This is a genomic window from Rathayibacter sp. AY1C6, assembly GCF_002931535.1.
Lineage (GTDB): Bacteria > Actinomycetota > Actinomycetes > Actinomycetales > Microbacteriaceae > Rathayibacter.
The window spans coordinates 232,616-259,389 of record NZ_PSWC01000002.1; the positions used below are offsets into that span (position 1 = coordinate 232,616).

Genomic DNA, 26,774 nt, shown 5'->3' on the forward strand with positions numbered 1-26,774 from the left:
CGTGATCAGACCTCTCGGAAGAAGGGGGACTGGGCGGGGGCGTTCAGCAGCTCGAGACGCGCGTCGTCGAGGGCGAGGAGCGAGATCGACGCTCCGGCCATCTCGAGGCTGGTCGCGTACTCGCCGATGTAGTTCTTCGCGACGGTGACGCCGCGCTCGGCGAGGAGCCCGTGGACCCGCCGGTAGAGCAGGTACAGCTCCTCGAGGGGAGTGGCGCCCATGCCGTTGACGAGCACGGCCACGCGGTCGCCCTCGCCGATGCCGAGGTCGGCGACGAGCCGCTCCGTGAGGTGCTCGGCGATGCTGTCCGCCGACTCGAGGGCGCCGCGGTGGATGCCGGGCTCGCCGTGGATCCCGATCCCGATCTCCATCTCGTCCTCGGCCAGCTCGAAGCTCGGCTTGGCCGTCATCGGGAGGATCGTCGGGGAGAGGCCCACTCCCATGGTCGCCGTGTGCTCGATGACGTCCTCGGCGACGGCCGCGACCTCGTCGAGCGAGTCCCCGCGCTCGGCGGCGGCGCCGGCCGCCTTGAACGCGAAGAAGATCCCGGCGACTCCGCGGCGGTCCGCGGCGCGCTCCTTCGGCTGGCTCGCGACGTCGTCGCGTCCGAGGGCGGTCAGCGTGCGGATCCCCTCGAGCTCGGCCATGTCGACCGAGAGGTCGAAGTTGAAGACGTCGCCGCCGTAGTTGCCGTACAGGTAGAGGACGCCGGCGCCGCCGTCGACGGCCTTGGTCGCCTCCAGGATCTGCGCGGACGACGGCGAGGAGAACACGTTGCCGATGGCGACCGCGTCGCACAGCCCCGTGCCGACGTAGCCCTTGAACAGCGGCAGGTGGCCGGAGCCGCCGCCCGTGACGATCCCGACCTTCCCCGCGACGGGGGCGTCGGCGCGGGCGAGGATCCGCAGGTCGGTGCCCGGCGTCTTCACCAGGGTCGGGTGGGCGAGCAGGATGCCCTCGACGAACTCGTCGACGAAGTCCTTCGGCTCGTTGATGATCTTCTTCACTGGTGCTCCGTTCTGGTGGACGCGTCCACGGTGGGCCGCGCGGGCGCGGGAGGGGTCGGGGCCGTCGCCCGCTGCCGGCGCGGCCGGTTCGCGGTGACGGAGTCGAGGACCATGACGGCGATGAGGAGGACGCCCTGGGCGATGGCGTACTCGTAGGAGGTCAGCCGCAGAGCGGTGAACCCGCTCGAGACGACCTGGAGGGTGAGCGTGGCGAGCACGACTCCGGCGACCGAGGCGAAGCCGCCCGACGGGTTCGTCCCTCCCAGCACCGCGATGACGATGACGAGCAGCACGTACGAGGAGCCGTAATCGGCGGACGCGGTGGGATTGCGGGCGAGGAACAGCACCCCGGCGCCGCCGGCGAGCAGCCCGCCGATCATGTAGCTGCGCGAGAGGACGCTGACGCTGCGGATGCCCGAGAAGCGCGCGGCCTCGGGGTTCGCTCCCTCCAGCTGCACCTTGCGGCCGAGGGAGGTCGTGTTGATCAGCAGGGCGACCGCGACGGCCACCACGAGCAGCACGAGGAACAGCACCGGGACGGGCCCGACGGCCATCATGCCGAAGGTCGTCAGGGCCGACGGTGCTCCGTAGAGCGTGGTCCCGCCGGTCCACACCACCGCGATGCCGTTGAGGATCTGCATGGTGCCGAGGGTCGCCAGGATCGGGGTGATCCCGACGACGCTCACGAGGAATCCGTTGAGGGCGCCGCAGAGGACTCCGACGACCAGGCCCGCGAGGACGATCGGCACGGTCATCGCCTCCGCGGCGGCGGGGTCGGCGGCGGCGACCTGGGAGTAGATCGTCGCCATCGTCACCGCCGACAGGTTGGCGATCGCCACGAGGGAGAGGTCGATGCCGCCCGTGAGCATGGCGAGCATCATCGCGATGGCGATCACGCCGATCTCGGGAGCCGCGACGCCGATGTTCTGCAGGTTGAGCGGGCTGAGGAACACGCGGGGGTTGGCGATCGCGAAGATCGCGACCGCGACGACGAGCGCGATGAGCATCCGGCCCGTCCCGCGGTTGCCCGCGGCGCGTCCGACGACACCGCGGGTGAACGCGTCGAGGCGGTCGTTCATGCGCCGAGCCGGGTGCTCGGAGGTGGTCCGGGATCCGTCGGTCATGATGCGACCCTCGCGCTCTCTCGTTCGTGGCTCACGTCGTCGTCGACGGGCCGGACCCGCTTCGCCTTGCGGCGCGCGGCGATCGCCTGCACGCCGACTCCGACGATCAGCAGGACTCCGACCGCGGCGCGCAGCCAGGCGCTGGGGACGCCGGCGAGCAGCAGGCTGTTGTTGATCACCTGGATCAGGACGACGCCCAGCACCGTGCCGAGCACCGACCCGCGGCCGCCGAAGATCGACGCGCCGCCGAGGACGACCGCGGCGATGATGTCGAGCTCGTCGCCCACCAGGTCCTGCGGGTTCGCGCTGCGGCCGAGGACCATGTGCGCGATCCCGGCCAGGGCGGCGAGGACGCCGACGAGGACGTAGACCGAGAGCTGGGTCCTGACCACGCGGAAGCCCGCCCGGCGGGCGGCCTCGATGTCGCCGCCGATCGCGTAGAGCGAGCGTCCGAACATCGTGCGCGTCAGCATCAGCCAGACCACGACCGCGAGCACGACGGCGAGCAGCGTCATCAGGTGGAGGGCCGCGCGGCCGCCCGAGGTCGCCACGTCGACGACGTTGACCGAGGAGAGCGCCGCGAGCGACGGGGGCAGCTGCGCGTAGTACTGGGCGCCGACGAAGGTGTACATCACCCCGACGAACACACCCTGCGTGCCGAGCGTGACGATCAGCGTGGGAAGCCGGAACCGCGCGATCACGAAGCCGTTGACCAGGCCGAGCACCGCGCCGATCACCACGGCCATCGCGATGATCGCGAGCGCGGGGAGGTCCTGCCCGGTGGCGAGGGTGACGCTGACCGCCGTGTAGGCCGAGAAGATCGCGACGGCCGCGAACGAGACGTCGATGCCTCCGGAGACGATGACGATCAGGACCGCGAGCGCGAAGATCAGCGGCACGGTGGCGCTGCGGAGGATCGACAGACCCGTCGTCGCGCTGAAGAAGACCGGGTTCACGGCCGTCATGACGATCACGAGGGCGACCAGGACCAGGGCGAGGACGCCCTCGTTGTTCGCGCCTCGGAGGGATCGGAGCGTGGACACGTCAGACCGCCATTCTGTTCTGGAGGTTCTCGGCGGTGATCTCGTCGCCGCGGAGCTCGTGGGCGATGCGGCCGCGGGCGACGACCAGCACGCGATGGCAGCAGGCGACCAGCTCGGGGGCGTCGTCCGAGATCACGACGACGGCCATCCCGCGGGCGGCCTCGCGCCGCAGCAGCTCGAGGATCTGCGACTTGGAGCCGACGTCGACTCCGACCGTGGGTCCGTTGAGGATCAGCACCTTCGGGTCGGTCGCCAGCCACTTCGCGATCACCACGCGCTGCGCGTTCCCTCCCGAGAGGGAGCGGACGGGCGCCTGGGGGTTCGGGGCCTTGATGGACAGCTCGGCGAAGAGCCGGTCGATGGTCGCGCGGATCCTCCGCTTGTCGAGCGAGCGCCACGGCGTGCGGTGCGCGTCGAGGGAGCCCGCGATGATGTTGTCCGCGATCGGCTTCTCCAGGAAGAGGCCCTGCGAGAGGCGGTCCTCCGGCACGTAGCCGATCCCGGCGCGGACGGCGTCGCGGATGCTCCGCACCGCGGTGGGCGCTCCGTCCACGGCGATGATCCCGGAGGCGGCGGGCTGGGAGCCGAAGACGGCCTCCGCGATCTCGGTGCGGCCCGAGCCCAGGAGCCCGGTGATGCCGAGGATCTCGCCCGGGCGCACCGAGAACGAGACGTCGTGGAAGGCGCCGGGGCGGGAGAGGCCGACGACCTCGAGCATCGGGGGCGCCGACTCGTCGAGCGTGCTCACGATCCGCGACTCGTCGAGCTCGCGGCCGGTCATGTGCTCGGCGATGGAGCGGCGGTCGAAGTCGGCGACGGGGCCGCTGGTGACCACGCGGCCGGAGCGCATGATCGTCACCCGCTGCGAGATCTCGAGGACCTCCTCGAGCTTGTGCGAGACGAACGCGAGCGCGACGCCGCGGCTGCGCAGCCGCTCCACGATCGTGAACAGCCGCGCCACCTCGGTGTGCGTCAGCGCGGTGGTGGGCTCGTCCATGATGATGACGCGCGCGTCGTTGACGAGGGCGCGGCAGATCGCGGTGAGCTGCTTGTCGGCGACCGAGAGGTCGGCGACGTCGGCGTCGAGGTCCAGGTCGAGCTGCAGCTCGTCGACGATGGCCTTCGCCCGGGGGCGCGCGGTGCCGGCGCGGTAGAGGCGGTGCTTCGCCGCGACGGCCGAGGTCAGCACGATGTTCTCGGCGACCGTGAGGTTGGGGAAGAGCGAGAAGTCCTGATAGATGACCTGGATCCCGCTCGTGATCGCGGACGTGGTGTCCATCCGGGAGCGGGTGTCCCCGTCGATGGAGATCTCGCCCGCATCGGGGCGCTCGGCCCCGGAGATGATCTTGATCAGGGTGGACTTGCCGCAGCCGTTCTCGCCGGCGAGGCAGTGCACCTCGCCGGGGATCAGGTCGAGCGAGACGCCGTCGAGGGCGGTGACGCCGCCGAATCGCTTGGTGATGCCGCGGGCGCTGAGGATCGGGGCAATGGTGCCGGGGGGAGCGTCGGTCATCGTCGACCTTCCTGAGGGTGCTCCGGGGCGCGCGGGCGGCGCGCCCCGGAGCGGGGGTGGAGGGGGATCAGAAGTCGTACTGCGCGGCGGTCTCCGCGTCGGCCGCGACGGACGCGTTCCCGACGAAGACGTTGTCGAACCCGTCGAGCTTCTTGAGCGAGTCGTAGCCCTCGACGCCGAGGTCGGTGCCCTCGGTGATCTCGCCGCCGTCGGCGAGGATCTTCGCGATCGACAGCTGGGCCTCACCGGCGAGGGCCGGGTCCCAGAAGAAGATCTTGTCGATGGAGCCGTCGGCCAGGTACTGGTTGGCCACCGACGGGATCGAGGTGCCCATCACGCACACCTGGTCCTGGAGGCCCGCCTCCTGCACCGCGCGCGCGATGCCGGGGACGTCGTTGCCGGCGGAGCCCTGGAAGCCCGCGATGTCGGGGTACTTCGCGAGGATCTCCTTCGCGCGCTCGTACGCGGTCTCCTGGTTGTCGGTGCTCTCGATGGGGGTCTCGACGCGGGTCATGCCGGGGGAGTCGGCCTGCTGCGTCTCGTACGCCGCCTCGACCCACTCCATGTGCGTCTTCGCGGTCAGCCCGCCGACGAACTGGACGTACTTCCCCTCGCCGCCCATGCACTCCGAGAGGTTGTCCATGATCTCGGAGCCGTAGGACGCGTTGTCGAAGGCCTCGATGTCGACGTCGACGTTCTCGATGCCGGACGCCTCGTGCGAGACGACGATGATGCCCTGCTGGCGGGCCTGGGCGAGCACGTTGCTGAGCGACTCGGGCGAGTTCGGGACGACCGTGATGGCCGTCGGGCGCTGCGCGATCAGGTCCTGCACGATCGCGGTCTGCTTCTCGGGGCTGACGTCGTCGGCGCCCTCCTGGCGGGCGTCGATCCCGGTCTCGTCGGCGAAGTCCTGCACGCCGACGGCCATGCGCTGGAACCACGGGATGGTCTGCGCCTTGACGACGGTCACCATGACCATCTCGCCGGGGGCGGCCGAGCCTCCGCTGCCGGCGGCGGTGTCGGAGCCGGCGCCGACGGTCGTGCATCCGGTGAGGAGGATTGCGGCGCCCGCTGCGAGCGTCATGCCTCGGAAAAGTCGAGAGCGGTCCATTCGTTGACTCCTTCGTGAACGAGAGGATGGTGGCCGTTCGGCCCTCATCCGGTGCGGTGTTCTGACGCTGCTGTGTCGGAATCCGTCGCAGGAGCCCGACGCTAATCGCTGATCGAGCACTCCGTCAAGCGATAACGCGCAGATGGCTGCACTCTTTCGCGCATGGGGCGTGGGAAGCGCGCGAATCGCGCATCCAGGGCGCAGACGGTGCGTTCGACCGCGTAGATCCGCCGCGCACCCGGCGGTCGGGACGCGCAGCCGCCCGCGCATGCGCGCAATCTGCGCGTTTCCGCGCGCCGTCTGCGCCTCCTCCCCGCTCCGCCCCGTAGCCTCGACGGAGGCGAGACCAGGATCGAGGTGTGGGATGTCCCGTCAAGCAGAGATCGTCGACGCCCTCCAGGACGGCGGCTTCCAGTCGGTGCGAGACCTCGCGGAGCGGTTCGACGTCACTCCGTCGACCATCCGTCGCGACCTCGAGCGGCTCGAGGCGATGGACCTGGTCAAGCGCACGCACGGAGGCGCGATCCCGGTGAAGCAGTCCGAGACTCCGCACCACTTCAAGGAGGAGCTGCACCGCAGCGAGAAGGCGGCGATCGGGCGGGCGATGGCCGAGCGCGTCCTCGAGGGGCAGACGATCCTCCTCGACGGGGGCACCACGACGCTCGAGGTCGCGCGACACCTCGAGAACCAGCGCCTCACCGTCGTGACCGGCGACCTGCGGGTCGCCCTCGCCGTCGCCCGCAAGCAGACGATCCACCTCGTCTTCATCGGCGGCGAGCTCCTGCCGAACGCCTTCTCGATGTGGGGGCCGACCTCGGTGCAGCAGCTCTCGAACCTGCGGGTGGACGTCGCGATCTTCGGCGCCGACACCGTGGGCGACGACGGCATCTACAGCACCACGAGCTACGAGCTCGAGCTCAAGCGGCTGATGATGGCGTCCGCGCGCGAGGCGTTCTTCGTCGCCGACAGCTCGAAGTTCGGGCGGGAGGCGCTGTTCAAGGTCTTCGGCACGGAGGACTTCACCGCGGGGATCACCGACAGCCTGCTCGACCCGCTGCGGGCGTCGCACTTCCCCGTGCCGCTCATCCAGGCGTCGATCCTCCCGCCCGACGGGAGACGCGCCTAGCCGCGAGGCCCGCGTCTCTGCGGGACGGAGGCGCCGTCGTCCCCGCGGCGGGACGGCGCCCGTCACTCCTGTGGTGGAAGCGCGCTCGTCACTCCTGCGCGCCCGTCACTCCTGCTCGGCCGCCGCGAGGGCGCGGTCGAGCCAGTCCGCGAGCAGCAGGCGCTCCGCGGCCGCGAGGCCGGCGAGCTCCGGTGCGAGGGCACGGACGCCGACGAGGGCGGTGAGCCGCCCGCCGTCGCCGGGGGAGGGCGGGTCGGTGAGGATCCCCGCGAGCACGCTGTCGAGCGCGGCGTCGGCGAGACCGGGGTCGCGGTCGGCGGCGGGGGTCGAGAGCAGGGTGGTGACCACGCCGGTGCCCGCCGCCTGGATGAGGCCGACGGCGCGCTCCTCCGGCACGCGGAGGCGGCCCTCGGCGGCCACGCGCTGCACGCGGGCGGCGAGGACCCGCCGCCCGGAGAGGGCGGCCGGCGATCCGGAGGCGCGGCCCGGATCGCTGAGGAGGCGGAAGAGCGCGGGGTTGGCCAGGCCGAACTCCACCTGCGCGGCCCAGCCCGCGCGCAGGTCCTCGACCGGGTCGACGCCCCCGGCGACGGCCGCCTCGACCGTCCGCGCCTTGGAGTCGACCCAGGTGGCCAGCACGTGCTCCGCGACCGCCTCGAGCAGGCCGTCCTTGTCGCCGAAGAGGCGGTAGATCGCCGGGGCCTGCAGCCCGGCCGCCTGGGCGACCGCTCGCGTGGTGACGGCGGCGGGGCCCTCGTCGCGGAGGAGGCCGGCGGCCGCCTCGACGATGCGCAGGCGCGTGTCGGTCGGAGGAGTGGAGCTGGTCACGTACCGACGGTAGCGCACGGTTGCTATCAAGGGAATTCCGTTGTTATCTTCGTAGCGGTATCGCTGATACCCCTCATTGGAAGGCTCTCCCCATGATCATCGTGACCGGTGCCACCGGCGCTCTGAACGGCGCCACCGTCGACCACCTCCTCGACACCGTCCCCGCCTCCGGGATCGCCGTCGTCGCCCGCGACGCCTCGAAGGCCGCCCGCTTCGCGGAGCGCGGAGTGGAGGTGCGCGTCGGCGACTACGCCGACCCCGCCTCCCTCCCGGGCGCCTTCGACGGAGCGGATCAGCTGCTCCTCGTCTCCTCGAGCGATCCGCGGGCCGACGCCGTCGCCCTGCACCGCACCGCCGTCGAGGCGGCCGTCGCGGCCGGAGTCGGACGGGTCCTCTACACGAGCCACCAGGGCGCCGCCGCCGACACCCCCTTCGGCCCGGGCCGGGACCACGCGGCGACCGAGCGCCTGCTCGCCGAGTCCGGACTCGCCTGGACGTCGCTCCGCAACGGCTTCTACGCGCACAGCCTGGGTCTGTTCCTCGGACCGTGGCGGGAGACCGGAGTGATCGAGGTCCCCTCCGACGGCCGCGTCTCGTGGACGGCCCGCGAGGACGAGTCGGAGGCGGCCGCCCGGCTCCTCCTCTCGGGGAGCCCGCACGACGGGCCGGTCACGCTGACCGCGACGGAGGCTCCGACGTTCGAGGAGATCGCCGGGATCGCGGCCGAGGTCGGCGGGCGACCCGTCGAGCTGCGCGTCCTCGGCGACGACGAGTGGGTCGCCGCGCGCGTCGCGGCGAGTCAGCCCGAGTTCCTCGTGCGCTTCACCCTCGGGATGCACCAGGCGGCCGAGCGCGGCTTCTTCGCGGGCACCGGCCCCGAGCTCGGGCGCCTCCTCGGACGCGAGCCGCGCAGCGTCCGCGACCTGCTCGAAGCCGGACCGGCAGCCGTCACCGGATGACGCCGGGCGGGCCGTCCCGGGCCCGCCCGCGCGCCGCGGCACCGCGCCGTCCGCCGAGGCGCCGCCGAGGGAGCGGTGCCTCGGCGTCAGGGCGGTGTCCCGACTCCCTCCGCACGACGACGGGAGCCCGCCGCACCGGTGAGGTGCGACGGGCTCCCGGGGAGTGCCGTGCGTCAGCCGCAGCTGCGCGCGCTGTACGGCGCGGTGGCCGTGGCCGTGACGGTCTTGCCGCCGACCGTGGCCGTGCCGGTGACCGTCGCCTCGCCCGCGGCGAGCTGCGTCGAGCGCACCGTGAACGCGGCGGAGCCGGAGGCGCCCGGCTTCACTCCGGCGATCGTCTTCACGCCCTCCGGGGTGCTGATCGAGACGTCCATCGGCACCGTGTCGCCGTTCTTGCCGACGACCGTCAGCACGACCTTGCCGGCGACGCAGCGCGACGTGGCGGTCGCGCTCACCTTCAGCGAGGACTGCACGGTGACCGTGACCTGCACCGGCATGCGAGACGCGTCCTGCGCGACGCCCGAGACCGTGAAGGTCCCGGCCGCGGCGTAGGCGGCGGGCGCGACGGCGTCCCAGGCCACGTCGACCGTGCTGGTGGTGCCGGCGGCGGTCGTGATCGTGGCGCGGGGCAGGACCGGCGCGGTGCCGGCCGTGGTCGTCGCGGTCAGCGGAGCGACCGAGGCGACGGCCAGGCCGGGGGCGTAGCCCTCGAGCACCTTCTGGTACTCGGAGCGCGTCACCGGGATGACCGTGCCGTGGCGCGGCTTGCCGCCGTCGGCGTTCTGCGGCAGGCCCGTGCGGAGCTTCGCTCCGAGCGGCTGCCAGGAGTCGCCGTTCGCGAGGTCGTCGGTGCCGAACGGGATGTAGTGGTTCGGCCCGTCGTGGTAGTTCGGCTGGTCGATGAAGAGGAACCAGTCGAGGCCGTTCACGTCGCCCTCGTTGGCGGGGAAGACGTTGGGGCCCTCACCGCTGGTGAAGGTCTTGCCGGGCTCGCCGTTGGGCAGGCCCGAGGCCACCTTCTCCTTGACCAGCGACCACTCGTCCGCCGGTCCGCCGGTGCCGGGCAGTGAGCCCGAGACGGTGGCCAGCAGGTCGGTGCTCTTCTCCTCGCGGAGGGTCATCGACGCCTCGTCCTTGGTGAAGCGGTAGTAGGTGTCGCCGTCCTTGGCGACCGTCGAGTCGATGGTGCCCTTGCCGGCGCCGCGCTTGACGTCGATCCACGGCTTCGCCTCCGAGAAGGAGGTGAAGTCCTCGGTCGTCGCGTACATCATCTGGTTGTAGGTGACGGAGGCGCGGTCGGCCGTGTTCGTGGTCGGGTACATGTTCGAGGCCCAGAACACGACGTAGGTCTGGAGCTCGTCGTCCCAGTACGCCTCGGGGGCCCAGGTGTTGCCGGCGAAGTCGGTGGAGACCTTGACGTGGCGCTGAGCGGACCAGTTCACCAGGTCGGTCGACTCCCAGACCTCGATGTACTTCGAGCCCGACTTCTGCGCGGTGTCGAAGCCGCCGGGGAGCCCGTCGATCTTCAGGTCGGTGGCGAGCATGAAGAACTTGTCGCCCTCGTGCGAGCGGATGATGAACGGGTCGCGCAGGCCCATCGTCCCCAGGTTCGAGGTGAAGACCGGCTTGCCGCCGTTCAGCGTGTTCCAGCTCAGCGCGTCGTTGCCCTTCGAGGCGGCGAGGCTGATGCGCTCGGCGCCGTCGCCCTCTCCGGTGAAGAACGCCCAGACGTACGCCTCGGTGTCGTCGGTGCCGGCGGGGAGCGGCTGCACCCGGAGGGTGAAGTCGCGGGTCCGGGTGGTGGATCCGCTGGTCGCGGTCGCGCGGACGACCACGTCGATCGCGGGGCTCCCGGTCGCGGGGCGGTCGACGTCGATGGTGCGGGTGCCGGCGGCGCTGCCGTCGCGGACGGTCGCTCCGCTCGGGCTGACGACGCTCCAGGCGATGCTCGAGCCGAGCGTGCCGGTGGTGGGCACCGAGACGTTCGTCCGGATGTCGCCGACGTTCGGGACGGCGATCGCGGCGAGGTCGCGCTGGACCTTCGTCGCGTCGTCCAGCTGCGCGGCGACGCGCACCGTGTAGTCGACCGAGCGGGTCTCGGTGCCGACCCTGTAGGTGGCGGTGAGGGTGGCGGTGGCGTCCGGCTGTCCCGCGGCGGGGCGAGTGACGGTCGCGGTGCCGCCGGTGATCGCGACGGCCGCGCTGTTCGACGTCCAGGTGATGCCGACGCCGCTGGCGGTGGTGGGCACCGTGAAGCCGGCGGTCGCCTCCGTGGGCACCGTGACCGACGCGACGGCGCGGTCGAGGGCCTGCGAGGAGTAGAGCGCCTGCACGGAGCTGCTGCTGAGGGCGCTGTCGTAGACGGCGAAGTCGTCCATCTCGCCGTTCCAGCCCGGGTCGTTGTAGGTCGAGCGCGCGATGTACGCGACGAGCGACGGGCCGAACGAGGAGACGTCGCGGGCGATCGTGCTCTGCGAGATCTGCGCGCCGTTGACGTACACGGTGAGCTTGCCGGTCGAGCCGTCGATGACGGTCGTGTAGAGCGAGAGGCCCGAGGGGGTGCGCGCGCCGACGGTCGGGGTGCCCGTCGCTCCGGCGCCGACCTCGGTGTTGTAGGGAGCGCCCGCGTTGACCGAGTTGGTGACGACCGACTTGGTGTAGCCGGAGAGGTTGCTCGGGTTGAGCAGCCAGTAGCCGGAGGAGAACGAGGCGCCGGAGGCGACGGGCGCTCCGACGAACGCGGCGGCGACGTTGCCGGTCCCGCCCTTGTGGGCGAGCCAGGTGGAGAAGGTCAGGTCCTTCTTGCCGACGAGCCCCGCGGTGGGGATCTCGAGGTAGGGGGCGGCCGCGGCGGATCCGCCGGGGAGGCTGATGAGCCCGTTGCGGAATTGGGCCCCGGAGCCGCGCAGCGTCGCGCTGTAGCCGTTGCCGCTGGTGTCGGCGACCGTGGTGCCGGTGGGGGCGGTGTCGAACGTGTAGTGGAGGAGCGGGGTCTCGGTGGCTCCGAAGGCGGAGCTGGGGACCGTGGCGCCGAGCAGCGCCGTGGCGGCGACGGTCGCGACCGCCAGAGCGGTCCTCACCGCCGATCGTGATCGTCTCATGCAGATGGCCCTCGTGATCGGGTGCGGCGTCGAGGCACGATCCGCAGGGCCGCGGAGGTGTGCGTCTTCGCACGGTATGTGAACGTGAACATCCTAGATTGCGGGGCCGGATCCTGACCAGACCCCGGGAGAGGTCTGCGGGCTCGCGCAGAACGCCGGCCGGACGCGCGGTTCCTCGCCTCTCGACCGAGGGGCACTGCTCCGCCGACGTTCTGTCGGAGCCGGCCGGGTGGCACGATGTCCGCATGGCCTCCGATCGCCCCGTCCTGCTCGTCGTCGACGTCGCCGACGGCGGCCGCGAGGATCCCGAGTTCGAGATCGAGCTGCAGCTGCTGACCGCGAGCGTCGTCTCGGCCGCCACCGCCGCGGGCTTCGTGGTCGACCGCGTCCCTGCCGAGCAGGCCGGCGCCGCCGAGCTCGAGCGTCGGCTCGCCGCCGCCGACGCCGTCGTGGTCACCGGAGGGGAGGATGTCGACCCGTCCCTCTACGGCGGCCGGCCCGACGACCCGCACCGAGGCCAGTCCTTCCCCGCGGCCGACCGCGCGCAGATCGCGCTCGTCCGCCGTGCCGTCGAGACGCGGACCCCGCTGGTCGGGATCTGCCGCGGGATGCAGCTGGTCAACGTCGCCCTCGGCGGCGACCTCGTGCAGCACCTGCCCGGCGCCGGCCACGTGGGCCGGTCGGTCTCCGGCGAGCACCTGTCGGGGATGGTCGACCACCGCGTGGCGCTCGAGCCGGGCAGCGCCCTCGCTCGCATCCTCGGCGCCGCCGAGCTCGACGTCCGCAGCTCCCACCACCAGGCCGTCGACCGTCCCGGCGAGGGCCTCGTCGTGGTCGGCCGCGCCGACGACGGCACCGTCGAGGCCCTCGAGCACGAGTCCGCGCCGCTCTGGTGCGTGCAGTGGCACCCGGAGGACGCGGGCTCGCGAGGCACCGTGCTCACGGACCTGCTCGAGGCGGCGCTCGCCGCGACCGCTACTTGATCGACCCGCGCATCACTCCGCTGACCACCCAGCGCTGCGCGAAGAGGTACACGATCAGCAGCGGCGCCATCGCCATCAGGTAGGACGCGAAGGCGACGGTGTAGTTCGTGTTGAACTGCCCCTGGAAGACGTACTCGGCCAGCGGCAGGGTGCGGGCGGACGGGTCCGAGAGCACCACGAGCGGCAGGATGAAGTCGTTCCACGCCCACACGCAGGTCAGGATCCCGACGGTCGCGTTCATCGGGCCGAGCAGCGGGAAGATCACCTGCCAGTAGGTCCGCCAGGTCGAGGCGCCGTCGGTGCGCGCCGCCTCCTCGAGCTCGATCGGGATCGAGCGGATGAAGGCGGTGTAGATGAACGTGTTGATCGAGAGCCCGAACACGGCGTAGAGCAGGATCAGCCCGGCCTGGTTGTCCAGGCCCAGCAGGGCCGTCTCCTTCACCACCGGCAGCATGATGATCGGGAACGGCACGAAGACCGCGGCGAGCAGGTAGAAGTAGACGCCCTTGAAGAACGGTCTGTGCATGTTCCGGGCGACCGCGTAGGCGACCATCGAGTTCGAGAACAGCGTCAGCACGACGGCTCCGACCGTGATCAGCGCGGTGTTCACGAAGGCCTGCGGGAAGCGGGTCGCCGTCCACGCCTCGGCGAAGTTGCCCCACGAGATCGAGGTCGGCAGCTCGAACCCGGTGCCGCCGAGCTGGTCGGGCGTCTTCAGCGCGGTCACGACGGCGAAGTAGAGCGGCAGGAGGATCGTCAGCGAGCAGACCGCGATGAGCGCGGTCGCCCACCAGTTGATCCGGTAGGTGTCGCGGGAGGGCCGGCGCCGCCCCTCGGGCTCGCCGAGGGCGATCGCGGTCGTGGGGGTGATGGTCGATGTCATCAGAACGACGCCTCTCTGCGGCTGAGGACTCGGAACTGGATCAGCGAGACCACGATGATGATGAGGAAGTAGAGGACGGCGTTGGCCGTCTGATAGGCGTACTCGCCGCCCTGGAAGCCGCCGCGGTAGATCAGCAGCGTGATCGACTCCGTCGAGGTGCCGGGACCGCCGTTGGTGAGGGCGATGATGTGGTCGAACACCTGGAGGAAGTTCTTCATCGAGATGACCATGTTGATCGTGAAGAAGGAGGCGATCAGCGGGAACGTGATCGAGGTGAACTGCCGCCACCTCCCCGCTCCGTCGAGCGAGGTCGCCTCGTAGAGCTCGCCCGGGATGGTCTGGAGTCCGGCGAGGTAGATGATGATCGAGAAGGCCGAGGCCTGCCAGACCGCCAGCACCACGATCGCCACCCACGCCCAGTCGGCGTTCGCGAGGATGTTCTCGCCGATCACCGGGATCGCGCCGAGGATCTGCGGCAGCGAGTTCGCGAAGAGGTACTGGAACACGTAGCCGATGACCAGGGTCGAGAGCACGTAGGGGATGAAGTAGATCCCGCGGAACGCCGTCTGGAACTTGATCCGCGCGTTGAGGGCGACGGCGATGGCGAGCGAGATCACGTTCACCAGCACGGTCGCCACGATCGCGAAGCCGAAGGTGAACCCGTAGGCCTTCCAGACGCGGTCGTCCTGGAGGAGCGCGAGGTAGTTCGAGGCGCCGATCAGGTCCCAGGAGCCGTAGCCCGCGTAGTCCGTGAAGCTGAAGAAGATCCCGGTGAGGACCGGGACCGTGTGGAGCACGAAGAAGAGCAGGACGGCGGGGACCGTCATCCAGTAGAAGGTCTTCGAGGTGCGCCCGATGGTGCGCTTGCGGCGCGCGGGCGGCGGAGGAGTGGTCGCCACCGCCTGCGCGGCGGCCGTCGTGGTCGTGGTCATGGGGTCACTTCCTGGTCGTGCGTGCCGCGACTTTGCGCCACTCACTGTCGAGGGTCCGGAGCGCCGCGTCGGCGTCCCCGCTGGCGAGGAACGCCTGGAGCGTGGGGTTGAGCGGGATGCTCGCGGGGATCTGGTGGTCGACGAAGCCGATCAGCCGTCCCTGCTCGAAGTAGGGCTGCAGCTCGGCCAGCGTGGGGTCCGAGTTGGGTGCGGCGCCGACCAGCGGCGAGAAGGCGGCCTGGCTCTCGACGTACGGCTCGACGACTCCGGGGGTCAGCAGGAAGTCGACGAAGCGGCGGGCCGCGTCGAGCTTCGGAGTGCCGCGGCCGATGGCGACGGCCACGTCGACGCCCGAGGTGACCCGCGTGTCCGCCGGGTCGTCGAGCACCGGGTAGGGGAAGACGCCGAGGTCGATGTCCGGGTTGTTCGTGCGCACCGGGTTGATCGCCCAGATGCCCTGCGGGTACATGGCCGCCTCGCCCGCGGCGAAGGCCTGGTTGCCGTCGTCGTAGCCGCGGCCGAACGAGCCCTCCTGCGTGTACGAGAAGAGCTGCCCGAGCCGCTCCATCGTCGTCGCGTAGTCCTTCGTGAACGAGACGGGGGAGTCGGGGCCGAGCGCCGCTCCCTCCTCGCGCATCGCGTCGAAGAAGCCGTCCGGTTGCAGCTGCCCGCCGAGCGCGTTGAAGGCGGGGGCGCCGGTCCAGTTGTCGAGCAGGGCGCCGTAGAAGGGAGTGATCCCGGCGGCGGTGAGCGTCTCGCAGACGGCGATCAGCTCGTCCCAGGTGGTCGGCACCTCGATCCCGTTCTCGGCGAAGATCGTGCGGTTGTAGAGGATCCCGTCCGCGTTGTTCGCGAAGGCGAGCGCGTTCACCTCGTTCCCCTCGAAGCTGCCGAGGGCGGCGAGGATGTCGAGGGCCGCCGGGTTCACCCGCTCGACCAGCTCGTCGCCGGTGAAGTCGTGGAACACGCCGGCCTTCGCGAGGTCGGCGTAGTAGCCGCTGCCGTTCAGGGTCAGCACGTCCGGCACCTTGTCCTTGACGAGCAGAGTGCGGATGGCCGTGTCGGGGTCGGGCACGTTGTTGGCGATGACCCGGATGTCCGGGTTGACCGCCTCGAACTCGCGGATGATCCGCGCGAAGTCCTCCACCGCCTCCGCCTTGAACTGGAAGAAGTCGAGCGTGGTCACTCCGTCGCCGGCCCCGGGGGAGGCGCAGGAGGCGAGGGCGGCGGCGGACGCCGCGGCGAGCGGCACCGAGAGGAACAGCCGCCGGGAGAACCCGGGGGGATGCGGATGAGCGGACATGCGGCGCCTCCTTGCGCGTGGGGACAGGTCTCAGGGCGCGCTCGACCGCGGAGGGCGGTGCGAGAGCAGGTGCGGCGGCGGGGGAGCGGGGTCGGCTCCGGCGCCGGGAGGACGGGTCAGAGGGCGGTGAGCACGAGCACGACGAGCTGCTCCGGATCGAGGACGGGGGCCTGGATCCCGACGGTGCCCAGCACGCGGCCGCGGAGCGCGGTCCCGTGCTCGGCCCAGCCGAGCGGCGACTGCCCGGGGCCGCCGAGCGGCGACGTGACCGGGGCGAGCGCCACGGAGTAGGTGCGCTCCGGGTCCAGGCCCGGGAGCGTGATCCGGCCGGGCGGGTAGGTCTCGCCGGTGCGGAGCTGGGCGAAGGTGAAGAGGGCGGCGGAGCGGTCGGCGGCGACGACTCCGGAGAGCGAGGCGGCGTCGTCGGCGAGGTCGGCGCGCACGACCGTCCCGGTGTGCAGCAGCGCCCGGTGCTCGCGGTGGAAGGCGACCCAGGCGGTCAGCTCCTCCTCGACGGCGGGGGCGAGATCCGAGACGTCCCACTCGATGCCGAGGTGGCCGGGCAGCGCGGTGCCGGCGCGGAAGGCGAGCGAGTGGGTGCGCTGCGTCGAGTGCGACCGCGGCCCTCCGATGTGCTGCCCCATCAGCTCGGGCGGCACCACCAGCTGGGTGAAGGGCTGGATGGTCTGCCGCTCGAGCGGGTCGATGCAGTCGCTCGTCCAGATGCGGTCGGTGCGGGCGAGGATCCCGAGGTCGACGCGGGCGCCCCCGGAGGCGCACGACTCGATCTCGACGCCGGGATGCCGGGACCGCAGCTCGTCGAGCAGGCGGTAGAGCGCGAGGACGTTCTCGTGGACGGCGGAGCGGCCGGTGGCGGGCGAGACCGCCTCGATGACGTCGCGGTTGTGGTCCCACTTGAGGTACGCGATCGGGTACTCGATCAGCAGCGCGTCGAGGGCGTCGAGCACGTGCTCGAACGCGCCGCGCTGCGAGAGGTCGAGGACCTGCTGCTGCCGCCCCGAGGCCGGGAGGTGGCCGGCCGGGCCGAGGATCCACTCCGGGTGCGCGCGGGCCAGGTCGGAGTCGGGGCTGATCATCTCGGGCTCCACCCAGAGGCCGAACTGCATCCCCAGGCCGGTGACGACGTCCGTCAGCGGGGTGAGGCCCTCCGGCCAGACCGCGGGGTCGACGGTCCAGTCGCCGAGCGCGGCGGTGTCGTCGCGGCGGCCGAGGAACCAGCCGTCGTCGAGCACGAAGCGCTCGACCCCGATCCGCGCGGCCCGCTCGGCGAGGGCGGTGAGGCGCGCGAGGTCGTGGTCGAAGTAGACGGCCTCCCAGGTGTTGAGGGTGACGGGCCGCGGAGCGACGGGGTGCTGCGGGCGGGCGCGGAGCGACGCGTGGAACCGGGCCTGCAGAGCGCTGAGCCCGTCGCCCCAGGAGCCGTAGGCGACCGGGGTCTCGTAGCTCTCGCCCTGCGCGAGCTCGATCTCGGCGGGCCGCAGCAGCTCGCCGGCCGCGAGGAGCGAGACGCCCTCGACGGTGCGCTCGGCGCGGAGCGAGGTGTCGCCGCTCCAGCCGAGGTGGACGCCGTGCACGAGCCCGCGCTCCCAGCCGAAGCCGGGCGTGCCCGCGGCGAGGAGGAGGGTCGCGTCGGCGCCGGGGCGGCCGCGGCGGGTGCGGCGGGTGTGCTCGCCGATGGTCAGCGGGCGGCGCTGCGGGTGGCGCTCGCGGAGGTGGTGCCCGGTGGTGTCGAGGATCTCGCGCGCGGTCGCGGGGAGCGGGAAGCCGAGCTCGAAGCGCTCGAGGCGGAACGGGCGGGCGTCGAGGTTCTCGACCCGGGCGCGCTGGGTGAGCAGGCCCGCCGCGTCGACCTCGAGGTCCACGGTCAGCCGGACGCCCGCGCCCGTGGCGACGGTCCGGAGGGCGGAGCCGAGCGCCTCGATGCTCTCGACCTCGAAGCGCTCCGACGCGGCTGCGCGCTCGTGGGTGCCCTCGAAGGTGGGGGCGTGCTGCCAGCCGTCGGCCTCGACGGCGACGAGGCCGAACGGCGCGAAGGCGTCCAGCCCGCCCGAGACGCGCTGGGGGAGGGCGGCGTCTGCCAGGGCGGATAGTTCGGCGGCGGAAAGATCTCCGAGCGCGGCGCCCCAGTGCACGATCGTGGGGAAGGTGACGAGGCGGGCGTCGACGACGACGCTGGTGCCCCCGTCCTGCAAGTGGAAGAGGCGCGATTCCCGGCCGGAGAGGGTCACGGAGTCGTTCGTGGGGGCGATGCTGCGGTGCATGGCTTATTTCTAGAGCAGAAGTAATAGGGGTGTCAAGAGTGGTGAGGGTGACCGGATCCGTTCCTGGAGCGGCGCACTGCCGGTAGCTTTCTACCAGGCCGGAAAGAAGGAGCCCCGTGACCGACACCATCGTCGCCGAGGACGCCTCCGGGAGCTCCTCCGAGCTCCTGGCGCGCGAGGTCCTGATCCACGGTCCCGTCTCGCGGGCCGAGCTCGGCCGCCGCCTCGGCCTCTCGCCCGCCAGCCTGACCCGGCTCGCGCGCCCGTTCCTCGACGGCGGCCTGGTCGTCGAGGGCCCCGAGCAGAGCACCGGAGTCGGCCGCCCCGCCCGCCCGCTCGACATCCGCGCCGACGCGCTGAGCTTCGCGGGCGTGAAGATCACCGGCACCGAGGTCCTCGCCGTCCGCACCGACCTGCGCGCGCGGACCGCGCGGGAGCTGGTCCGCCCGCTGCCCGGCACGGAGCCCGCCGACGTGATCGCCGCGATCGTCTCGGTCGTCGACGAGCTCGGCGGCCCCTCCGCTTTCGCCGGCCTGGGCGTGACGCTCGGCGGGAGCATCGCCGCCGACGGCCGGGTGAGCCGCGCGCCGTTCCTCGGCTGGCGCGACGTCGACCTCGCCGCTCCGCTCTCCGCCGCCCTCGGGCTGCCGGTCGCCCTCGAGAACGACGTGGTCGCGCTCACGGGAGCCGAGCACTGGTTCGGCCGGGGCCGCGGCATCCCGCACTTCGCGGTGCTCACGGTCGGCGCGGGCGTCGGCTACGGACTGGTGGTGCACGACCGGGTGGTCGCGCCCCCGGAGGCGGGGCTCGGCCTGGGCGGCCACTACCCGCTGGATCCCACCGGCCCCGTCTGCGAGGCCGGCCACCGCGGCTGCTCGACCGCGATGCTCAGCCTGCCCTCGCTCCTCCGCCAGCTCTTCGTCGCCACCGGCCGCGAGCTGACCCTGGCCGAGGGCTTCGCCGCCGCTCGCGCGGGCGACCCCGGTGCCGAGCGCATCCTCGCCGACTCCGGCACGGCGCTCGGGACGATGATCGCCGCGATCGGCAACCTCTCGATGTCCGGCACGGTGATCCTGGCTGGGGAGGGTGTCGCCCTCTACACGGAGCAGGCCGCGGTGGTGGACGCCGCGATCGCGGCCACGCGCGACCCGGACGCTCCGCCCCTGGCGCTGCTCGTCGACGACGGCGGGCTCGTGGAGTGGGCGCGCGGCGCGGCGGCCGTCGCGATCCAGCGGCTGCTGCCGCGGATCGCGCTCGGGACGCTGGGGTAGCGGGGCTCCGCGGCGCGCGGGTGCTCGGGGTGCCGGGTCTCCGCGCCCAGTGGGCCGTCGGCACGCTCGCCCGGCGGATCTCAGCGCCGCGCGGAGGCTCGGGATGTCGGCCCGGCGGGTGTCCGCTCCGGGCGGGTACCGGGACGCCGGCCTCGCGGGCTAGACGCCGAGCGCCGAGCCGGGCAGGTCGCTCTGCAGGCCGTCGACGATCCGGCCGAACGCCGCGATCGCCTGGTCGTCGCCGAGACGGCCGGAGTCGACTCCTCCGGCGATGCGCAGGACCTCGGCCCGGCGCTCCGCCCGCTCCACCGCGTCGAGCCCGGAGGCCCCGATCGCTGCGGATGCGCGCACTCGCGCGACGATCGTGCCGACGTGCCATCTGCCGCGTGCCATCTGTCTCCTCCTGAAGTCCCCGACCTTCTTCGGAGCGGACGCACACCCGGATGGGTGCGCGTCCCCGCGTCCTCACCCCCTGTCGCTCCGGCGATGCGTCACGAACGGTCGTCATCCGCCCGCCGTGGCGACCGTTCGTGACGCATCGATCGAGCTGGGGAGGCGGAGCGCCCGCTCGCGGAGAGGGGTCCGGGGCGCCAGACTGACGGCGAGCGGAGGGAGGCACGATGCGACGCCTCCGCGCCCTCGCCGCCGCGCTGCTCCTCCTGCCCGCCCTCGCGGCCTGCGCGCTGGCAGGCGCGACAGGCGCCCCGAGCGGCACCCCGGCGGCCACCGTGGCTCCGACCACCGCCACTCCGACTCAGGCCACCCCCGACCCGGCCCGCTCCTCCGCCGCGTCCGCCCCGGCTCCCGGGGTCACCGTCTCCGTCCAGCAGAACCGCTCCGACATCGCCGGCGGCACCGTGGCCTTCGAGGTCCACAACGGCAGCGGCGCCCCGATCGAGGTCACCGCGGCCCGCCTCACGGACCCGCGCCTCGCCGCCCCGCTCACCTGGACCGGCGGCACGGGCGTCCCCGACGGGACCTCGCGAGACCTCCGCGTCGACGTGCCCGAGCCCGCCTGCCCTGCCGCGGAGGCGCCCGCCGCGCTCGAGGTCGTCCTCGCCATCGACGGCCACGGCGAGCACGCGTACCCCGCCGACGACCCGTTCTCGTTCGTCGACGCTCTCGCCCGGTCCGGCTGCTTCGCCCGCACCGTCGACGCCGACCTCGCCCTGCGGATCGACACGTCCGGAGGCGCCGCGCACGAGCCGGCGCGCCTCACGATCACCGCCGACGTCCGCGGCGCCCCGATCGTGCTCCGCAGCGTCGACGCCACGATCCTCCTGCAGCCGCCCGACGCCGCCGACGCCTGGACCCTCGACCGCTCCGTGCCCGCCGGAACCCTCGACTCCGTGGTCCTGGACGCCGTCCCCACCCGCTGCGACACCCACGCGCTCGCCGAGGACAAGGTCGGCACGCGCCTGCCGGTCACCGTCGAGACCGCGGGCCGGCAGGGCACCGTGGTCGTCGCCGCGACCCCCGAGCAGAAGGGCGAGCTCTACGCGTTCATCACCGCGTACTGCTCGTCCTGAGCAGGGAGGCGGGCGGCGCCGCACTGCTGCCCGCAGCGACCGACGCCTCCACCGCCACTGTTCGGTCCCGTCCGCCTCACGCCGGCGCCGTGCTCAGCGCCTGCAGCCCCGTCACCCGCAGCAGGTCGAGCCGCGCCTCGTCCTCGCTGCCCGGCGCCACCGTGTAGACGACGATCCGCAGGTCGGTGCCCGGAGCCGTGAGCACGTCGCAGTCGATCGTGATCGGTCCGACGGGCGTCCGCGTCACCGTCTTCCGGCTCGCGCGGTGCTCGGCGATGCGCGCCTCCGCCCAGCGCCGCTCGAACTCGGGCGACTCCTCCCGCAGCCGGGCGACGAGGGCGGCGAGCGCCGGATCGCGCGGGTAGCGTCCGGTCGCCGCGCGCAGGTCGGCCGCGAGGTCGCTCGCGAAGTCCTCCTCGTGCTGCGCGTCGAACTCGGTGCCGGCGTGGCCGGAGGTGAAGTGCCGCCAGACGAGGTTCCGCTCCAGCCCGGTGTACACCGAGGGGTCGCCGTTCAGGGCGGCCCAGAGCGGGTTCCACAGCAGGATGTCGTGGGCCGCCGTGAACACCGCGAGCGGCACGTCGCCCAGGCGGTCGACGATCCGCTGCACGCCCGGGCTCACGTGCTGCGGCACGACGCCCGGCGAGGGGACGGCGGCACCGGCGACCCGGTAGAGGTGGTCGCGCTCGCTGTCCGTGAGCCGGAGCGCGACCGCGAGCGAGCGGAGCATCGACAGCGACGGGTTCCGCGCGCGTCCCTGCTCGAGCCGCACCAGGTAGTCGACGCTCACTCCCGAGAGCGCCGCCAGCTCCTCGCGGCGCAGGCCCGTGGCGCGGCGGCCCGAGCCCGCGGGCAGGCCGACGTCGGCGGGACGGATGCGGTCGCGCCACGAGCGCAGCACCGTGGCGAACTCCTCCATCCCCTCATCCTCCTCCGCCCGCCGTCGCCGAGCCAGGTACTGCCGGTCCCCCCGTCGAGCGCGGCCTGGTCGAGGCCCGACGACCCGCGCAGGATGGGCGCATGACCACGACACTCATCACCGGAGCGAACCGCTCCCTCGGCCTCGAGACCGCCCGCCGACTCCTCGAGGCGGGCCACACCGTCTACGCCGGCATGCGCGACACCGCCGACGGCGACGCCGCCCGGGCGCTCGGCGCCCGCCCCGTCCGCCTCGACGTCACCGATCAGGCGAGCGTCGACTCCGCGATCGCCTCCCTGCCCGGGCTCGACGTGCTCGTCAACAACGCCGGCGTGCTCGGCGCCTCGTTCGGCGTCGACGACCTCACCCCGGAGGCGATGGCGGGCGTCCTCGAGACGAACGTCGTCGGCATCGTCCGCGTCACGCAGGCCGCGCTCCCGCTGCTGCGGGCCTCCGCGGCCCCGGTCGTCGTGAACGTGGCGTCCGGAGTCGGCTGGCCGCGCTGGCTGAGCACCGAGGGCCACGACGAGTTCCCCGTCACCGCGATCCCCTACGCGGCGTCGAAGGCGGCGGTCGTCGCGCTCACCGTGCAGTACGCGAAGAACCTGCCGGCGATGCGGATCAACGCGAGCGACCCCGGCTACACCGCGACCGACTTCAACGGGCACGGCGGGCACCAGACCGTCACCGAGGGCACGGACGCGACCGTCGCGCTCGCCCTGCTCGGCTCCGACGGGCCGACGGGCGAGTTCCACGACCGGCGCGGGCGCATCGAGTACTGAGCGGTGGGGCGGGCGGGCGCGGCCGGGCGGAGGCGGCCGGACACCGGCCCGGACCCGGCGGGCGTCCACGTGCCCGTTCGAGGAGCCGCAGCCCCGAGCCCGGCAGGCGTCCGCGCGCCCGTTCGGGAAGGTCCCGGCCCGACCCGACGTGCGCCCGAGACGCGGTGAGGTCCCCGAACCCGCCCTCGGCGCACCGGCCAGCACATGGTGATGAGGTGTCCTGTCTGCGCGGTCACCGGTCCTCGGTGCTGGGCTGTGAGTGACGGCCGGAGCCGGGACGCTGCCCACCGCGTGACAGAGGGCCGGATGAACCGCCGGCCCGACGGTGCGTGCTCGCTCCGGTGCGCCTACCGACTCACCGCGTCTCGTGTCAGCTCTGCAGCTCGACCCCCCAGTTCGTCCTCTGGACATCGGCGTCGAGCCCGCGCAGCTCGCGCGCCACGGCGTCGGCCTGCTCGCGCAGCTCCCGCACCGGCAGCGCGGGCAGGCGGCGCAGCTCGCTCCGGAGCTGGCGGTAGCCGCGCTCGCCGGCGGCCGCGTCGGCCGCGCGGGTCAGGAGGCTGTGCCGGGCGCGCAGGGCCTCGCGCCGGGCGAGCGCCGCGGTCAGCACCTCTCCGGTGGGAGTGGTCGCCGTCGCGTTGGTGAGGTTGATCGCCGTGACCAGCCGCTCGAGCTCGCCCAGTGCGCGCGTGCAGTCGGCGAGCAGCTCGGCCGGGTCCTCGGTCGGCTCCTCCCCCTCCTGGTAGGAGGCGTTCGCGACGATCCGCGACTGGAGGGCCTCGATCCGCTTCTGCAGGTCGGCCCGCTCGAGGAGTGCTTCGGCGAGAGTCATGCGACCAGGCAAGCACACATCGACGCGACCCGCGCCCCTAGGCTGCGACCGTGCCGCTGCAGAACCATCCCGGAGACGTCGAGTTCCCCGTCCGACCCCGGCTGCGCTACGCGCGGGCGGCCGATGCCCACCGGCGCGGTCAGGGCGCCGGACGCCGCGCGCTTCTGGTGACCGCCTTCGCGGCTCCGGTGGGCCTGGTCGGCTTCGCATGGGGGCTCGCGCTCGGCGGCGGCGAGAGCGTCGTCGCGTTCACGGCGTTCGCGTTCGCTCTGGCCTTCGGGCTGCTCGCCGCCACGGTCGGCTTCCAGCAGTGGGATGCGCGCACGCCGCGCCGCGAGCAGCTCGCGTACCTCGGCGCGGCCGGCTCGCCGACCCCGTCCCTCCGCCAGCAGCAGCTGCTCGCGCTCGACGCGGTCAGCGACTTCTCGTTCGCCGGCTGGAACTCCTCCCTCGCGTTCCAGCCCTCCTGGGCCGAGCTCCCGGAGGAGCTGCGGCGCCGATACGCCGACGGAGCGAAAGGAGCGCCCTGGCAGCAGCTGCCGCTGCATCCGCTCGTCGAGCACCGGGTCGCGCTCGACCGCGACTTCCGCATCGCCTCGGCCGACGACGTCGAGCTGTTGGTCGCCGACGTGCTCACCCGCGGGCCGCTCTCGACCCGCTTCGCCGAGGTCTCGGCCTCCGGCGACGCCGAGCGGATGCGCTCCCGGGTCGCCGCGCTCACGGGCGGCAGCGAGTTCCACCTCCTCGAGCTCGCTCAGGCGGTCGACGGGCGTCCGCCGCTGCTCCTGCTCGCGGGCGACGCCGAGCGCACGATCGGCGCGATCCGCTACGCCTACGTCGCCGGCTACCTCCCGGCGGCGCGGGCCTGGGAGCTGCTGGCCGCGGTCGGCGACCGCGTCTTCGAGCGCTACTCCGGCTGGGACGCCTACTGGGCCGACGCGGCCCTCGCCATCGCCTTCCGCACCGACTCCCTCGGCGCGGTGCAGCACCACCATCGTCTGCGCGCGGAGCTCGCGGCCTCGGGGTGGCCGGCGGCGGCGGTGCCGTTCCCGGGCTGAGCGCGGGGCGGCTGCGGAGACGGTGTGACCGAGCTGGAGCGTCCGGACCGGAGGCGTGCGCCCGCGCATTTGTCGCCGGCCGCCGACAGGGCTGTCGACCCGGAGAGCTTCGCCCCCGGCGTCAGCCCAGCTTCGAGGCGGGCACCGTCTCGAGGTGGAGCAGGTCGCGGCGCAGGCGCTGCGAGCGGACGTAGCTGCTCAGCACGTGCTCGGGCGAGGGCGGGGAGTCGCTCCCGCCGAGGAGGGCGCGCGCGGTCGTGAGGCGTGCGCGGCGGATCTCGTCGAACACGGTGGTGCCGTTCCGCGCGAAGGTGCGCTGCAGCGTCCGCTTCGGGACGCCGAGGCGCTCGCAGATCTCCTGGACCGAGAGGCGGGGGTCGGTGGACATCGCGGCGATCAGGGCGAGGGCGCGCGTGTAGACGTCCTCGCTGCTCTCGCGCGGCAGCGAGGTCGCCAGCACAGCGCCCGCCAGCTGCTCGACGGCGGCCCGCACCAGGGGGAAGGCGGGGGAGTCGGCGTCGAGGGTGGAGCCGAAGGTCGCGTTGACGGTCGAGAGCAGGATTCCGCGGCTGGCCGCGTCGGCCTCGGTGACGACGGCGCCACGGTCGGCCGAGTCGACCAGGCCCAGCAGCGGGCGGTCGAGGGCGATCTCGGTGCGGGCGCTCGGGGTGTCGGTCACGATCGTGAACGGGGAGTCGCAGTGGAGGAAGGCGATGTCACCCGGCGCGACGCGGACCTCGAGCGCCGCCGGATCGTCCGGCTGGATCACGAGCGCGCCCTCGAGCGGGATGATCAGGCGGACGCCCGGGCCGGCGGCGGAGGTGCGGTGCAGGCGGGCCGGCGAGTGCCAGATCCGGAGCACGTCGACGCCGTCGCTGCAGAGGGTGTCGGCCACGATGCGGAACGCGCCGTTCGCGCGGACGTCGACGCCGCTCTGCGCCAGCCACGCGGCCGCCGCCGTGTCCCGGCGGGACACCCCGCGATCGACGATCGGTCGGCTGCCTTCTGCGATTCCCCTCACGGCGGAGTCCTTTCCTCTGGCGCGTCCTCCGTACGACGCGATCCCTCTACCCTGGCCGATCCGGCCCGGTGGTGAGAAGTCTTCATGCGATCGCATCGTCGCTCACCTCCACCGCAAGGTGTCGGATCCCGCCATCGGGGGACGGAACCGGACCTCCGGTGTGCGCCTCGGATCGACGTGGACCTCGAGCGCGGCGACGTCGGTGAAGGGCCGGTCGTCGCTCGTGCGGCCCCGCAGCACGATGGAGTGGCGGAGCGTCCGGGGCGCCCGCAGCGGCGCGATCGTGTAGTGCGCGACGGCCACGAACCCCGCTCCCGGGGCGACCCGCTCGGGCCGGCCGACGACGGTGACCGGGGCCTCGTCGTAGTCGAGCTCGGCGCCCGAGCCGTCGGTGAAGGAGCCGCAGAACAGGGCGAGGTCGTGCAGGGCGGCGGTGCCGGAGTTGTGGAACTGCATCCAGAAGGTGATCACGGCGACGGAGCCGCGGGCGGGCGCGAGCCGCACCGCGCTGCCGTCGAGGACGAGGTGCGGGGGCGCATCGAGCGTCGGAGCTCCGAGCATCAGCCGCGCCGCCTGACGCCCGCCGCCGGTGCGGCCACCGGTTGCGCTGCGCGTCCCGCCAGCTGCAGGAGGCCGCACGCGGCGACCACTCCGACGAGGGCGGCCGCCCAGCTCAGGTCCTGCTGGTCGAACTCCCGGAGGTGCTCCGGGACGCCCGTGAATCCGAGGATCCCCTGGGCCGCGGCGACGGTGGCGAAGGCGAGCAGCGCGGCCGTGGCGGCGACCGCGGCCCGGGCGGGCGGGTCGCCCTCCGAGTCCTGGGCGAAGCGGCGGACGGCGTGCGCGAGGGCGAGTGCGCAGAGGGCTGCGGCGACGAGGGCGGCCGCGGTGTAGGCCGGGCCGGCGGCCAGCAGGAGGAGGGCGCCGACGACGACCCGCAGGCAGGCCGGGAGGACGCCGGGAGCGCTGCATCCGCGCGCGCCCGGGCCTCCGCCGAGGGCCGCGGCGCGGGCGCGGGACTCCTCGAGGCGCCTCCGGACGCCATGAGGACCAGCGGCGCGGAGCAGGGCGGTCGCGCCCGAGGCGAGCAGCGCGACGCCGACGAGCAGGGGGAAGACGAGGGCGCGACCGCCCTGCTCCGCGCCGCTGGTCCTCATGGCGTCCGGA

General features: G+C 73.0%; 24 protein-coding genes. 7 read left to right on the top strand and 17 right to left on the bottom strand.

The features are described 5' to 3' along the window. Nucleotides 1-5: 5 nt before the first annotated feature. From C5D36_RS02735 to C5D36_RS02755, 5 genes are all read right to left on the bottom strand, one after another. Entirely contained in the window at nt 6-1,007 is a 1,002-nt protein-coding gene (locus C5D36_RS02735; protein WP_104238142.1) for a dihydroxyacetone kinase subunit DhaK, read from the bottom strand. Further along, nucleotides 1,004-2,131: an ABC transporter permease gene (locus C5D36_RS02740; RefSeq protein WP_244229523.1), complete on the bottom strand. Its 1,128-nt coding sequence runs from the start codon at nt 2,129-2,131 to the stop codon at nt 1,004-1,006. The genes C5D36_RS02735 and C5D36_RS02740 overlap by 4 nt, the downstream gene beginning before the upstream one ends. Next, the gene (locus C5D36_RS02745) at nt 2,128-3,174 is read right to left on the bottom strand and encodes an ABC transporter permease (RefSeq protein ID WP_244229522.1); all 1,047 of its coding nucleotides are present in this window, start codon (nt 3,172-3,174) and stop codon (nt 2,128-2,130) included. The genes C5D36_RS02740 and C5D36_RS02745 overlap by 4 nt, the downstream gene beginning before the upstream one ends. Before the next feature lies 1 nt (nt 3,175). Further along, nucleotides 3,176-4,687 (bottom strand): sugar ABC transporter ATP-binding protein, encoded by a 1,512-nt coding sequence (locus tag C5D36_RS02750; RefSeq protein WP_104238143.1) that lies wholly within the window; start codon nt 4,685-4,687, stop codon nt 3,176-3,178. A gap of 67 nt (nt 4,688-4,754) precedes the next feature. Beyond that, nucleotides 4,755-5,771, bottom strand: a complete 1,017-nt coding sequence (locus C5D36_RS02755) for an autoinducer 2 ABC transporter substrate-binding protein (protein WP_258060406.1) — start codon at nt 5,769-5,771, stop codon at nt 4,755-4,757. Between the two features lie 391 nt (nt 5,772-6,162). Here C5D36_RS02755 and C5D36_RS02760 point away from each other — a divergent pair, with 391 nt between their 5' ends. Next, a complete protein-coding gene (locus tag C5D36_RS02760) occupies nt 6,163-6,924 on the top strand; it encodes a DeoR/GlpR family DNA-binding transcription regulator (protein ID WP_104238145.1) in 762 nt (253 codons plus the stop codon). A gap of 105 nt (nt 6,925-7,029) precedes the next feature. On the opposite strand, the gene C5D36_RS02765 is transcribed toward C5D36_RS02760, so the two are convergent. After that, nucleotides 7,030-7,752, bottom strand: coding sequence for a TetR/AcrR family transcriptional regulator (locus tag C5D36_RS02765; protein ID WP_219812568.1), 723 nt, complete (start codon nt 7,750-7,752; stop codon nt 7,030-7,032). Nucleotides 7,753-7,844: 92 nt separating this feature from the next. Between C5D36_RS02765 and C5D36_RS02770 the strand changes: the two genes are divergently transcribed. Continuing rightward, complete coding sequence (locus tag C5D36_RS02770; protein WP_104295139.1) at nt 7,845-8,711, top strand: NAD(P)H-binding protein; 867 nt, start codon at nt 7,845-7,847, stop codon at nt 8,709-8,711. 173 nt (nt 8,712-8,884) lie between these two features. Here the strand turns inward: C5D36_RS02770 and C5D36_RS02775 are convergent, their stop codons facing one another. Then, the gene (locus tag C5D36_RS02775; protein WP_181072746.1) at nt 8,885-11,791 is read right to left on the bottom strand and encodes an immunoglobulin-like domain-containing protein; all 2,907 of its coding nucleotides are present in this window, start codon (nt 11,789-11,791) and stop codon (nt 8,885-8,887) included. Nucleotides 11,792-12,057: 266 nt separating this feature from the next. Here C5D36_RS02775 and C5D36_RS02780 point away from each other — a divergent pair, with 266 nt between their 5' ends. Continuing rightward, a complete protein-coding gene (locus C5D36_RS02780) occupies nt 12,058-12,795 on the top strand; it encodes a gamma-glutamyl-gamma-aminobutyrate hydrolase family protein (protein WP_104295141.1) in 738 nt (245 codons plus the stop codon). Here C5D36_RS02780 and C5D36_RS02785 read toward each other — a convergent pair. The 4 genes from C5D36_RS02785 to C5D36_RS02800 all read right to left on the bottom strand — a co-directional run bounded on the left by C5D36_RS02785 (nt 12,788) and on the right by C5D36_RS02800 (nt 18,195). Further along, on the bottom strand, nt 12,788-13,678 hold the full coding sequence (locus C5D36_RS02785; protein WP_347877594.1) for a carbohydrate ABC transporter permease: 891 nt from the start codon (nt 13,676-13,678) through the stop codon (nt 12,788-12,790). The two genes, C5D36_RS02780 and C5D36_RS02785, sit on opposite strands and share 8 nt — an antisense overlap. Beyond that, nucleotides 13,678-14,610, bottom strand: a complete 933-nt coding sequence (locus C5D36_RS02790) for a carbohydrate ABC transporter permease (protein WP_104225874.1) — start codon at nt 14,608-14,610, stop codon at nt 13,678-13,680. The genes C5D36_RS02785 and C5D36_RS02790 overlap by 1 nt, the downstream gene beginning before the upstream one ends. A 4-nt stretch (nt 14,611-14,614) precedes the next feature. Further along, nucleotides 14,615-15,913, bottom strand: a complete 1,299-nt coding sequence (locus C5D36_RS02795; RefSeq protein WP_104295142.1) for an ABC transporter substrate-binding protein — start codon at nt 15,911-15,913, stop codon at nt 14,615-14,617. A 116-nt stretch (nt 15,914-16,029) separates the two neighbouring features. Then, a complete protein-coding gene (locus C5D36_RS02800) occupies nt 16,030-18,195 on the bottom strand; it encodes an alpha-galactosidase (protein WP_104295143.1) in 2,166 nt (721 codons plus the stop codon). Between the two features lie 116 nt (nt 18,196-18,311). Between C5D36_RS02800 and C5D36_RS02805 the strand changes: the two genes are divergently transcribed. Next, a complete protein-coding gene (locus C5D36_RS02805; protein ID WP_104295144.1) occupies nt 18,312-19,466 on the top strand; it encodes an ROK family transcriptional regulator in 1,155 nt (384 codons plus the stop codon). Nucleotides 19,467-19,625: 159 nt separating this feature from the next. Here C5D36_RS02805 and C5D36_RS02810 read toward each other — a convergent pair whose 3' ends face one another. Continuing rightward, on the bottom strand, nt 19,626-19,859 hold the full coding sequence (locus tag C5D36_RS02810) for a hypothetical protein (RefSeq protein ID WP_104232900.1): 234 nt from the start codon (nt 19,857-19,859) through the stop codon (nt 19,626-19,628). Between the two features lie 227 nt (nt 19,860-20,086). Between C5D36_RS02810 and C5D36_RS02815 the strand changes: the two genes are divergently transcribed. Beyond that, nucleotides 20,087-20,995: a hypothetical protein gene (locus C5D36_RS02815; RefSeq protein ID WP_104295145.1), complete on the top strand. Its 909-nt coding sequence runs from the start codon at nt 20,087-20,089 to the stop codon at nt 20,993-20,995. Nucleotides 20,996-21,071: 76 nt separating this feature from the next. Here the strand turns inward: C5D36_RS02815 and C5D36_RS02820 are convergent, their stop codons facing one another. Beyond that, nucleotides 21,072-21,914, bottom strand: a complete 843-nt coding sequence (locus C5D36_RS02820; RefSeq protein ID WP_104295146.1) for a helix-turn-helix transcriptional regulator — start codon at nt 21,912-21,914, stop codon at nt 21,072-21,074. 101 nt (nt 21,915-22,015) lie between these two features. Between C5D36_RS02820 and C5D36_RS02825 the strand changes: the two genes are divergently transcribed. Further along, on the top strand, nt 22,016-22,696 hold the full coding sequence (locus tag C5D36_RS02825; protein ID WP_104295147.1) for an SDR family NAD(P)-dependent oxidoreductase: 681 nt from the start codon (nt 22,016-22,018) through the stop codon (nt 22,694-22,696). Nucleotides 22,697-23,066: 370 nt separating this feature from the next. Here C5D36_RS02825 and C5D36_RS02830 read toward each other — a convergent pair whose 3' ends face one another. Beyond that, nucleotides 23,067-23,528, bottom strand: coding sequence for a DIP1984 family protein (locus C5D36_RS02830; protein WP_104224023.1), 462 nt, complete (start codon nt 23,526-23,528; stop codon nt 23,067-23,069). Between the two features lie 50 nt (nt 23,529-23,578). Here C5D36_RS02830 and C5D36_RS02835 point away from each other — a divergent pair, with 50 nt between their 5' ends. Next, nucleotides 23,579-24,586: a DUF1266 domain-containing protein gene (locus C5D36_RS02835; RefSeq protein ID WP_104295148.1), complete on the top strand. Its 1,008-nt coding sequence runs from the start codon at nt 23,579-23,581 to the stop codon at nt 24,584-24,586. A 121-nt stretch (nt 24,587-24,707) separates the two neighbouring features. Here the strand turns inward: C5D36_RS02835 and C5D36_RS02840 are convergent, their stop codons facing one another. The 3 genes from C5D36_RS02840 to C5D36_RS16755 all read right to left on the bottom strand — a co-directional run. Beyond that, the gene (locus tag C5D36_RS02840) at nt 24,708-25,562 is read right to left on the bottom strand and encodes a helix-turn-helix domain-containing protein (protein WP_181027279.1); all 855 of its coding nucleotides are present in this window, start codon (nt 25,560-25,562) and stop codon (nt 24,708-24,710) included. A 147-nt stretch (nt 25,563-25,709) separates the two neighbouring features. Then, on the bottom strand, nt 25,710-26,168 hold the full coding sequence (locus tag C5D36_RS02845) for a hypothetical protein (RefSeq protein ID WP_104295149.1): 459 nt from the start codon (nt 26,166-26,168) through the stop codon (nt 25,710-25,712). Further along, the coding region (locus tag C5D36_RS16755) for a hypothetical protein (protein ID WP_219812569.1) at nt 26,168-26,774 on the bottom strand (607 nt) is incomplete at its 5' end. The genes C5D36_RS02845 and C5D36_RS16755, both read right to left, overlap by 1 nt.

What these genes read in the sequence shown, in the direction of transcription:
- C5D36_RS02800 (WP_104295143.1), bottom strand. Translation starts at nt 18,195, where the DNA reads ATGCACCGCAGCATCGCCCCCACGAACGACTCCGTGACCCTCTCCGGC.
- C5D36_RS02830 (WP_104224023.1), bottom strand. Translation starts at nt 23,528, where the DNA reads ATGACTCTCGCCGAAGCACTCCTCGAGCGGGCCGACCTGCAGAAGCGG.
- C5D36_RS02790 (WP_104225874.1), bottom strand. Translation starts at nt 14,610, where the DNA reads ATGACCACGACCACGACGGCCGCCGCGCAGGCGGTGGCGACCACTCCT.
- C5D36_RS02755 (WP_258060406.1), bottom strand. Translation starts at nt 5,771, where the DNA reads ATGACGCTCGCAGCGGGCGCCGCAATCCTCCTCACCGGATGCACGACC.
- C5D36_RS02785 (WP_347877594.1), bottom strand. Translation starts at nt 13,678, where the DNA reads ATGACATCGACCATCACCCCCACGACCGCGATCGCCCTCGGCGAGCCC.
- C5D36_RS02815 (WP_104295145.1), top strand. Translation starts at nt 20,087, where the DNA reads ATGCGACGCCTCCGCGCCCTCGCCGCCGCGCTGCTCCTCCTGCCCGCC.
- C5D36_RS02770 (WP_104295139.1), top strand. Translation starts at nt 7,845, where the DNA reads ATGATCATCGTGACCGGTGCCACCGGCGCTCTGAACGGCGCCACCGTC.
- C5D36_RS02780 (WP_104295141.1), top strand. Translation starts at nt 12,058, where the DNA reads ATGGCCTCCGATCGCCCCGTCCTGCTCGTCGTCGACGTCGCCGACGGC.
- C5D36_RS02795 (WP_104295142.1), bottom strand. Translation starts at nt 15,913, where the DNA reads ATGTCCGCTCATCCGCATCCCCCCGGGTTCTCCCGGCGGCTGTTCCTC.
- C5D36_RS02825 (WP_104295147.1), top strand. Translation starts at nt 22,016, where the DNA reads ATGACCACGACACTCATCACCGGAGCGAACCGCTCCCTCGGCCTCGAG.
- C5D36_RS02810 (WP_104232900.1), bottom strand. Translation starts at nt 19,859, where the DNA reads ATGGCACGCGGCAGATGGCACGTCGGCACGATCGTCGCGCGAGTGCGC.
- C5D36_RS02820 (WP_104295146.1), bottom strand. Translation starts at nt 21,914, where the DNA reads ATGGAGGAGTTCGCCACGGTGCTGCGCTCGTGGCGCGACCGCATCCGT.
- C5D36_RS02740 (WP_244229523.1), bottom strand. Translation starts at nt 2,131, where the DNA reads ATGACCGACGGATCCCGGACCACCTCCGAGCACCCGGCTCGGCGCATG.
- C5D36_RS02845 (WP_104295149.1), bottom strand. Translation starts at nt 26,168, where the DNA reads ATGCTCGGAGCTCCGACGCTCGATGCGCCCCCGCACCTCGTCCTCGAC.
- C5D36_RS02750 (WP_104238143.1), bottom strand. Translation starts at nt 4,687, where the DNA reads ATGACCGACGCTCCCCCCGGCACCATTGCCCCGATCCTCAGCGCCCGC.
- C5D36_RS02760 (WP_104238145.1), top strand. Translation starts at nt 6,163, where the DNA reads ATGTCCCGTCAAGCAGAGATCGTCGACGCCCTCCAGGACGGCGGCTTC.